At 69.2% G+C, this 7,998-nt stretch carries 6 protein-coding genes and 1 pseudogene; all 7 read right to left on the minus strand.

The features are described from left to right. Nucleotides 1-1,315 (minus strand): annotated as a pseudogene (nuoL, locus tag I0Q12_RS12345) (NADH-quinone oxidoreductase subunit L); the annotation flags it as partial. A 48-nt stretch (nucleotides 1,316-1,363) separates the two neighbouring features. After that, the gene (gene nuoK, locus I0Q12_RS12350; protein WP_197252195.1) at nucleotides 1,364-1,663 is read right to left on the minus strand and encodes an NADH-quinone oxidoreductase subunit NuoK; all 300 of its coding nucleotides are present in this window, start codon (nucleotides 1,661-1,663) and stop codon (nucleotides 1,364-1,366) included. Continuing rightward, complete coding sequence (locus tag I0Q12_RS12355) at nucleotides 1,660-2,445, minus strand: NADH-quinone oxidoreductase subunit J (protein ID WP_197252196.1); 786 nt, start codon at nucleotides 2,443-2,445, stop codon at nucleotides 1,660-1,662. Before I0Q12_RS12355 ends, nuoK begins: the two co-directional genes overlap by 4 nt. After that, nucleotides 2,442-2,975 carry an NADH-quinone oxidoreductase subunit NuoI gene (gene nuoI, locus I0Q12_RS12360; RefSeq protein ID WP_197252219.1) on the minus strand — a complete coding sequence of 178 codons (534 nt, stop codon included), beginning with the start codon at nucleotides 2,973-2,975 and terminating at the stop codon, nucleotides 2,442-2,444. Before nuoI ends, I0Q12_RS12355 begins: the two co-directional genes overlap by 4 nt. Before the next feature lie 2 nt (nucleotides 2,976-2,977). After that, the gene (gene nuoH / locus I0Q12_RS12365) at nucleotides 2,978-4,240 is read right to left on the minus strand and encodes an NADH-quinone oxidoreductase subunit NuoH (RefSeq protein WP_197252197.1); all 1,263 of its coding nucleotides are present in this window, start codon (nucleotides 4,238-4,240) and stop codon (nucleotides 2,978-2,980) included. Then, nucleotides 4,240-6,654, minus strand: a complete 2,415-nt coding sequence (locus I0Q12_RS12370) for an NADH-quinone oxidoreductase subunit G (protein ID WP_197252198.1) — start codon at nucleotides 6,652-6,654, stop codon at nucleotides 4,240-4,242. The genes nuoH and I0Q12_RS12370 overlap by 1 nt, the downstream gene beginning before the upstream one ends. Continuing rightward, on the minus strand, nucleotides 6,651-7,964 hold the full coding sequence (gene nuoF / locus I0Q12_RS12375) for an NADH-quinone oxidoreductase subunit NuoF (RefSeq protein ID WP_197252199.1): 1,314 nt from the start codon (nucleotides 7,962-7,964) through the stop codon (nucleotides 6,651-6,653). Before nuoF ends, I0Q12_RS12370 begins: the two co-directional genes overlap by 4 nt. Nucleotides 7,965-7,998: the final 34 nt, after the last annotated feature.

A 7,998-nucleotide genomic window follows, 5' to 3' on the forward strand; every position in this document is an offset into this window, starting at 1 on the left:
CGGCGCCGAGCAGCGCGGCCGCGCCGAGGACGAATCCTTCGGCGCCGCCGGATCCGAACGCCGCCTCGATGATCAGATCCTTGGAGAAGAAGCCCGCGAACGGCGGGATCCCGATGATCGCCAGATACGCGAGACCGAACGTGACGTAGGTGATCGGCATGACCGTGCGCAGGCCGCCGAAGCGGCGCATGTCGGTCTCGTCGTTCATGCCGTGCATCACCGAACCGGCGCCCAGGAACAACCCGGCCTTGAAGAAACCGTGCGTGAGCAGGTGCATGATCGCGAACGCGTAACCGGCCGGACCGAGGCCCGCGGCGAGCACCATGTAGCCGATCTGGCTCATCGTCGACGCCGCCAGCGCCTTCTTGATGTCGTCCTTCGCGCAGCCGATGATCGCGCCGAACAGCAGGGTCACGGCCCCGACGATCACCACGCCCAGTTGCGCGCCCGGCGCGACGTCGAAGATCGGGCCGGACCGCACGATGAGGTAGACACCGGCGGTGACCATCGTCGCCGCGTGGATCAGTGCGGACACCGGGGTCGGGCCTTCCATCGCGTCCCCGAGCCACGCCTGCAACGGCACCTGCGCGGACTTGCCGCATGCCGCCAGGAGCAAGGTCAGGCCGATCGCGGTCGAGACCGTTTCGCTCGCACCCGGAACCGCGGCGAAGACGTCGGCGAACCCGATCGAGCCGAACGAGGAGAACATGATCATCATGGCGACGGCCAGGCCCGTGTCACCGACCCGGTTGACGACGAACGCCTTCTTCGCCGCGGTCGCCGCGGTCGGCTTGTACTGCCAGAACCCGATGAGCAGATACGACGCGAGACCGACACCCTCCCATCCGAGGTACAGGCCGAGATAGTTGTCGGCAAGCACCAGCACCAGCATCGCCGCGAGGAACAGGTTGAGGTACGCGAAGAACAACCGCCGTCCGGGTGCCCGTCCCGCGGTGTTGCCCGACGGGTCCGGGCCGTGCGCCATGTACCCGACCGAATAGATGTGGATCAACGACCCGACACCGGTGATGAGCAGCACGAAGCACATCGACAACTGGTCCAGTTGCAGGCCGAAGTCGATCTGCAGCTCGCCGACGGGTACCCACGAGAACAGGTCCTGCTGCACGGCCCGGTCGTCGGCGGCGCGCCCGAGCATCTGCACGAACAGCACCACTGCCAGCCCGAACGAGACCAGCGCGGTCGCGCATCCGACCAGATGTCCCCACGTGTCGCTGCGCCGGCCGGTCAGCAGCAGTACCGCGGCGCCGGCGAGCGGCAACGCCGGCAGAAGCCACACGGCCGAGGTTCCGCCCATCCCGGTCTCCTCCCAGTGCTCTCGGAAAACTCAGTTCTCTCGGCAGGCTCAGTGCTTGAGCAGGTTGTTGTCGTCGACCGACACCGAACGGCGGGTGCGGAAGATCGTCATGATGATCGCGAGGCCGACCACCACCTCGGCGGCGGCGACGACCATCGTGAAGAACGCGAACACCTGCCCGTCGAGATTTCCGTGCATCCGCGCGAACGTCACGAACGACAGGTTCACGGCGTTGAGCATGAGCTCGACGCACATGAACACGATCAGGGCGTTGCGCCGCACGAGAACACCCGCGGCGCCGATGGTGAACAGCAATGCGGAAAGGTACAGGTAGTTCGCCGGATTCATCGGGTCTCCTCCTCGTCCGGCCTCTCGACGATCGCGCCCCGGGCCTCGAGTACCCGGCTCACCGACAGTGGCGAATAGCTGCCGTCCGGCAGTCGGGCCGGAACGTCGACGGCGTTGCGCCGCGCGTACACCCCGGGACTCGGCAGCGGCGTCACCCGCACCTCCGACTCCCCCGCTGCACCCCACTCCCGGAACCGCCTGCGGGCCAGTTCCTTCTGACCGAGACGCTCACCGGTCCGTTCGCGATGCGTGAGCACCATCGCACCGATGGTCGCGGTGACGAGCAGCGCTCCGGTGAGTTCGAACGCCCACACGTACCGCACGAACAGCAGTTCCGCGAGACCCGCGACGTGCCCGTCACCGGCGTCCACCAGACCCGCGAACGGCGGCAGCTCGGAGTCGGCGAGGAACCCGATGATCAGCACCCCGAACCCGATTCCCGCCACGACCGCCGCGATGCGGTGCCCGCGAAGGGTTTCGGTGAACGATTCGGACGCGTCGACGCCGACGAGCATCACCACGAACAGGAACAGCATCATGACGGCGCCGGTGTACACGACGATCTGGACGACACCGAGGAACTGGGCGTCCTGGGCGATGTAGAAGGCGGCCAGCACGATCATGGTCAGCGCCAGGAAGATCGCCGAGTACACAGCCTTGCTCGAGACGACCACCCCGATCGCACCGATCACCGCGACGACGGCGAGAATCCAGAACTGCACCGCTTCACCGGTGGACGTGCGCTCGACGACGTCCTGGGCCAGGACCGTGAGGGTGTTCATTGTTCCGACCCCTCTTTCGGCGCAGCACCCGGCACGAGGCCCCGGTAGTAGTCCTCCTCGGTGGCGCCCGGATACATCGCGTGCGGCGGCGCTTCCATCCCGGGTTGCAGCGGCGCCAGCAGCCGCGACCGGTCGTAGATGAGATCGGCCCGGTTGTCGTCGGCCATCTCGTATTCGGCGGTCATCGTCAGCGCGCGCGTCGGGCACGCCTCGACGCACAGTCCACAGCCGATGCAGCGCAGATAGTTGATCTGGTAGACCCGGCCGTACCGCTCTCCCGGCGAATACCGTTCGGCCTCGGTGTTGTCCGCCGCTTCCACGTAGATCGCGTCGGCCGGGCACGCCCACGCGCACAGTTCGCAGCCGATGCACTTCTCGAGGCCGTCTGGATGCCGGTTCAGCTGGTGGCGGCCGTGATACCCGGGCGCCGGCGGCCGTTTCTGCTCGGGATACTGCTCGGTGATCGGCTTCTTGAACATCGCCGCGAAGGTGGTGCCGAAACCGGCGATGGGATCGAGGAATTCGGGCATCGTCATCCCTCCGCGGGGGTGCGCTGCGCGGGCACGGGACCCGGCATCGGTGGGACCGGGAAGCCCCCGGCCCCAGGGTCGAACGGTTCGGCCGCCTCCGGTGCGGCCCGGGCGGGTTCGCCGCCCCCGGACGTGCGCCGCAACCGGGTGAACACCAGGAACGCCAGGACGCACACCACCCCGACGGCGGCGAGTGTGCCCTGCCCGGCCACGTATCCCTCGTTGCCGAGCGCCCGGATCACGGCGACGACCACGACCCACAGCAGCGACGCCGGAATGAGGACCTTCCAGCCGAGATTCATGAACTGGTCGTAGCGGAGCCGGGGCAGGGTGGCGCGCAGCCACACGAACAGGAACAGGAATGCCCACACCTTGGCGACGAACCACAGCACCGGCCACCAGCCGGAGTTGGCACCGTCCCATATGTTCAGCGGCCACGGAGCGCGCCAGCCGCCGAGGAACAGCGTGGTGGCCAGCGCGGACACGGTCGTCATGTTCACGTATTCGGCGAGCATGAACATCGCGAAGCGCAGCGACGAGTACTCGGTGTGGAATCCGCCGACGAGTTCGCCCTCGGCTTCGGGCAGGTCGAACGGGGCGCGGTTGGTCTCGCCGACCATGGCCGTGACGTAGATGAGGAACGACGGCAGCAGCAGGAAGACGTACCACGTCCCGACCTGCCCGGACACGATCCCGGATGTGGACATCGTGCCGGAGAGCAGGAACACCGCGGCGAACGCCAATCCCATCGCGATCTCGTACGAGATCACCTGCGCGGTCGAACGCAGACCGCCGAGCAGCGGGTACGTCGAGCCGGACGACCAGCCGGCGAGCACGATGCCGTACACACCGACGGAGGTGACCGCCAGGATGTACAGCACCGCGACCGGAAGATCGGTGAGCTGCAACGGCGTCCGCTGCCCGAATGCCGAAACCACCGGCCCGAACGGGATCACCGCGAACGCCATGAAGGCCGGGACCGTCGCGATGATCGGGGCGAGCAGATAGACGGGCCGGTCCACCCCGGACGGGACGATGCCCTCCTTCAGCGCCAGTTTGATGCCGTCGGCGAGGCTCTGCAGAATCCCCTGCGGTCCCAGCCGATTCGGTCCGATCCGCATCTGCATGCGGGCCAGGACCCGTCGTTCCGCGTAGATCGCCACGAGCACGGTCAGCACCAGGAACGCGAACACCGCCACGGCCTTGACCAGGATCAGCCACCACGGATCGTGTCCGAACGCCGACAGGTCTGCATACCCGTCCATCACTGCACCTCCCCCGCCCTGATCCGTACGAGCCCGCCGGATCCGACGCCCAGTTGCCGGTGGACGGCGGAGCCGGGTGAGTTCAGCGGCAGCCACACCACGCGATCGGGCATCTCGGTGATCGCGAGCGGCAGCGTCACGGCGCCGCGGTCGGTGGACACCGTCACCGCATCCCCGTCGGAGGCGCCGATCTCGGCGGCGGTCGCGGCGGACAGCCGGACCACCGGCGGTCGAGCGGTACCGGCGAGGTACGGTTCCCCGTCCTGCATCCGCCCGGCATCGAGCAGCATCCGCCAGCCGGTCAGGACCGCCTCTCCGGGACCGGCGCGGGGTGGCTCGACCGTCTCCGTCGCCGGATCGGCCGGCCGCTGCCCCTCCCACGGACCGAGCAGGTCCAGTTCGCGGCGCGCGGACTCCGCGTCGGGCACACCGAGCCGGGTCCCCATCTGGGCGGCGAGCGCGTCGAGGACCCGTCGGTCCGGCAGGGTACCGGGGCCGCGCAGCGCGATCCCGAACTCACGGACCCGGCCCTCCCAGTCGAGGAAGGCACCGGACTTCTCGGCGACGGCGGCCACCGGGAACACCACGTCCGCGAGGTCGGTGACGGTGCTGCGGCGCAGTTCCAGGCTCACAACGAATCCGGCCGATTCCACCGCCGAGCGTGCGGACTGCGGGTCGGAGAGGTCGTCGAGGTCGACTCCGCCGATCATCAGGGCACCGAGGTCGCCGGCCGCGGCCGCGGCGAGGATGCCCGCGGTGTCGCGTCCGGGATTCGCGGGCAGTTCGACGGTGCCGCCGACGCTGTCGGACCACACCTGCGCAACCCGGCTGCGCGCCTGCGGATCGCTGACGTCCCGGCCACCGGGCAGCAGCGTCGGCAGCGCCCCGGCCTCGAGGGCGCCGCGTTCACCGGCCCGGCGCGGCACCCACGCGAGCCGGGCACCGGTGTCGTCGGCGAGCCGGATCGCCGCCGACAGCGCGCCGGGCATCGTCGCGCACCGTTCCCCGACGATGATCACCGCGCCGGGACGGCGCAGCAGGTCGGAGACGTCGCCGCCCTGCTCCCCCGACCGGATCCCGTCCAGCACCGCGGCTTCGGAACCCGGCACGGCCTGCACCACCCGGCCCGACATCTTCGTCAGGCCCCGGCTCGCGAACGCCGCGATCGACCGGATCGCGGCGCCGCCGCGCGCCGCCAGACGCAGCCGCAGGAAGACGATCGGCGATTCCTCCTCGGGTTCGAATCCGACGAGCAGCACCGCCGGCGCACGATCCAGATCCGCATACGTCACGGAGAGCAGCCGGCCGGCGATGCGGGCCGCGAGGAACTGCGCCTCCTCACCGGAGTGCTCCCGCGCACGGAAGTCGATGTCGTTGGTGCCCAGCACGATCCGCGCGAACTTCGCGTAGGCGTAGGCGTCCTCGACGGTGACGCGTCCGCCGACGAGCACGCCCGCGCCGCGCGCCGCGGCCAGTCCCCGGGCGGCGATCGCGAGGGCGGCGGGCCAGGATCTCGGGACGAGTGTGCCGTCGTCGTCGCGGACCAGCGGGGTGGTGATCCGGTCGGGTTCGGTGGCGTAGGTGAACGCCCATCTGCCCTTGTCGCAGTTCCATTCGGCGTTGACCTGCGGGTCGTTGCCCGCGAGGCGTCGCAACACGACGCCGCGCCGGTGGTCGGTGCGTTGCGCGCAGCCGCTGGCGCAGTGTTCGCAGACGCTCGGGCTGGACACCAGATCGAACGGGCGCGCCCGGAAGCGGTAGGCCGTTCCGGTCAGCGCACCGACCGGGCAGATCTGCACGGTGTTGCCGGAGAAATAGGAATCGAACGGTTCCTCGGCGTAGATGCCGACCTGCTGGCCGGCCCCGCGTTCGAGCAGATCGATGAACGGGTCACCGGCGATCTGCTGCGAGAAGCGGGTGCAGCGGGCGCAGTTCACGCACCGCTCCCGGTCCAGCAGCACCTGCGAGGAGATCGCGATCGGCTTCGGGAAGGTCCGTTTGACGCCCTCGAAGCGAGAATCGCCACGGCCGTTGGACATCGCCTGGTTCTGCAGCGGGCATTCCCCGCCCTTGTCGCACACCGGGCAGTCCAGGGGGTGATTGATGAGCAGCAGCTCCATCACACCCTGCTGCGCCTTGTCCGCCACCGGGGACGTGAACTGGGTGCGGACGACCATGCCGTCGGTGACCGTGGTGGTGCACGAGGCGAGAGGTTTGCGCTGGCCTTCGACCTCGACGAGGCACTGGCGGCATGCCCCGACCGGGTCGAGCAGCGGGTGATCGCAGAACCGCGGGATGCGGATGCCGAGTTGCTCGGCGGCGCGGATGACGAGAGTTCCCGGGGGAACGCTGATCTCGATGCCGTCGATGGTGACGACCGGGTCCTTGGCCGTCGCGGGCCGGTCTGCGGTCATGACACTCCCCCTGCCGTGAGGGTGGACAGGCGCGGATCGAACGGGCATCCGCCGTGGGTGAGATGCGCGATGTACTCGTCGCGGAACAGTGCGATCGACGACGTGATGGGGCTGGTCGCGGCGTCGCCGAGCGCACAGAACGCGCGCCCGAGGATGTTGTCGGAGATGTCGAGCAGCTTCTCGAGGTCGGCCTCGGTGCCGGTGCCGGCTTCTAGACGTTCGAGGATCTGCACGAGCCACCAGGTGCCTTCGCGGCAGGGGGTGCACTTCCCGCACGATTCGTGCTTGTAGAACTGCGACCAGCGCAGCACCGCGCGCACCACGCAGGTCGTCTCGTCGAAGATCTGCAGCGCCTTGGTGCCGAGCATCGACCCGGCGGCCCCGACCCCTTCGTAGTCGAGGGGCACGTCGAGGTGTGCGGCGGTGAACAGCGGCGTCGACGACCCGCCGGGTGTCCAGAACTTGAGCCGGTGCCCGGCGCGGATGCCGCCGGCGTAGTCGAGGAGTTCGCGCAGGGTGATGCCGAGCGGTGCCTCGTACTGGCCCGGCCGGGTGACGTGCCCGGACAGCGAGTACAGCGTGAAACCCGGGGATTTCTCGGTGCCCATCGAGTGGAACCAGTCGACGCCGTTGAGCAGGATCGACGGCACGCTCGCGATGGATTCGACGTTGTTGACGACGGTCGGGCACGCGTAGAGCCCGGCGACCGCCGGGAACGGCGGCCGCAGCCGCGGCTGTCCGCGTCGCCCTTCGAGCGAGTCGAGCAGCGCGGTCTCCTCGCCGCAGATGTAGGCGCCGGCACCGGCGTGGACGACGACGTCCAGGTCGAAGCCGGAGCCGAGGATGTCGCGGCCGAGGTATCCGGCGTCGTACGCCTCGGCGACCGCGTGCTGCAGCCGGCGCAGCACGGGGACGACCTCGCCGCGCACGTAGATGAACGCGTGCGAGGCCCGGATGGCGTAGGCCGCGATGACGACACCTTCGACGAGCGTGTGCGGCGATGCCAGCATCAGCGGCATGTCCTTGCAGGTGCCGGGTTCGGATTCGTCGGCGTTGACGACGAGATAGTGCGGCTTGGCACCGGCGGGCGTGGTCGGATCCTGCGGGATGAACGACCATTTCGTGCCGGTCGGGAATCCTGCGCCGCCGCGGCCGCGCAGACCGGAGTCCTTGACGGTGGCGATGACCTCGTCCGGGTCGGTGCGCAGGGCGCGTTCGAGCGCCTTGTAGCCGTCGTGGCTCCGGTAGGTGTCGAGCGTCCACGACCGGGGTTCGTCCCAGTACCGGCTCAGGACCGGACTCAGCGGCATGTCACTTCCCTTCCGTTCCGGTCGCCTCGGGTGC

The organism is Rhodococcus sp. CX, from assembly GCF_015865005.1.
Lineage (GTDB): Bacteria > Actinomycetota > Actinomycetes > Mycobacteriales > Mycobacteriaceae > Rhodococcus.

Coding starts and splice junctions, on each gene's coding strand:
- nuoK (WP_197252195.1), bottom strand. CDS start 1,663: ATGAATCCGGCGAACTACCTGTACCTTTCCGCATTGCTGTTCACCATC.
- I0Q12_RS12355 (WP_197252196.1), bottom strand. CDS start 2,445: ATGAACACCCTCACGGTCCTGGCCCAGGACGTCGTCGAGCGCACGTCC.
- nuoI (WP_197252219.1), bottom strand. CDS start 2,975: ATGCCCGAATTCCTCGATCCCATCGCCGGTTTCGGCACCACCTTCGCG.
- nuoH (WP_197252197.1), bottom strand. CDS start 4,240: ATGGACGGGTATGCAGACCTGTCGGCGTTCGGACACGATCCGTGGTGG.
- I0Q12_RS12370 (WP_197252198.1), bottom strand. CDS start 6,654: ATGACCGCAGACCGGCCCGCGACGGCCAAGGACCCGGTCGTCACCATC.
- nuoF (WP_197252199.1), bottom strand. CDS start 7,964: ATGCCGCTGAGTCCGGTCCTGAGCCGGTACTGGGACGAACCCCGGTCG.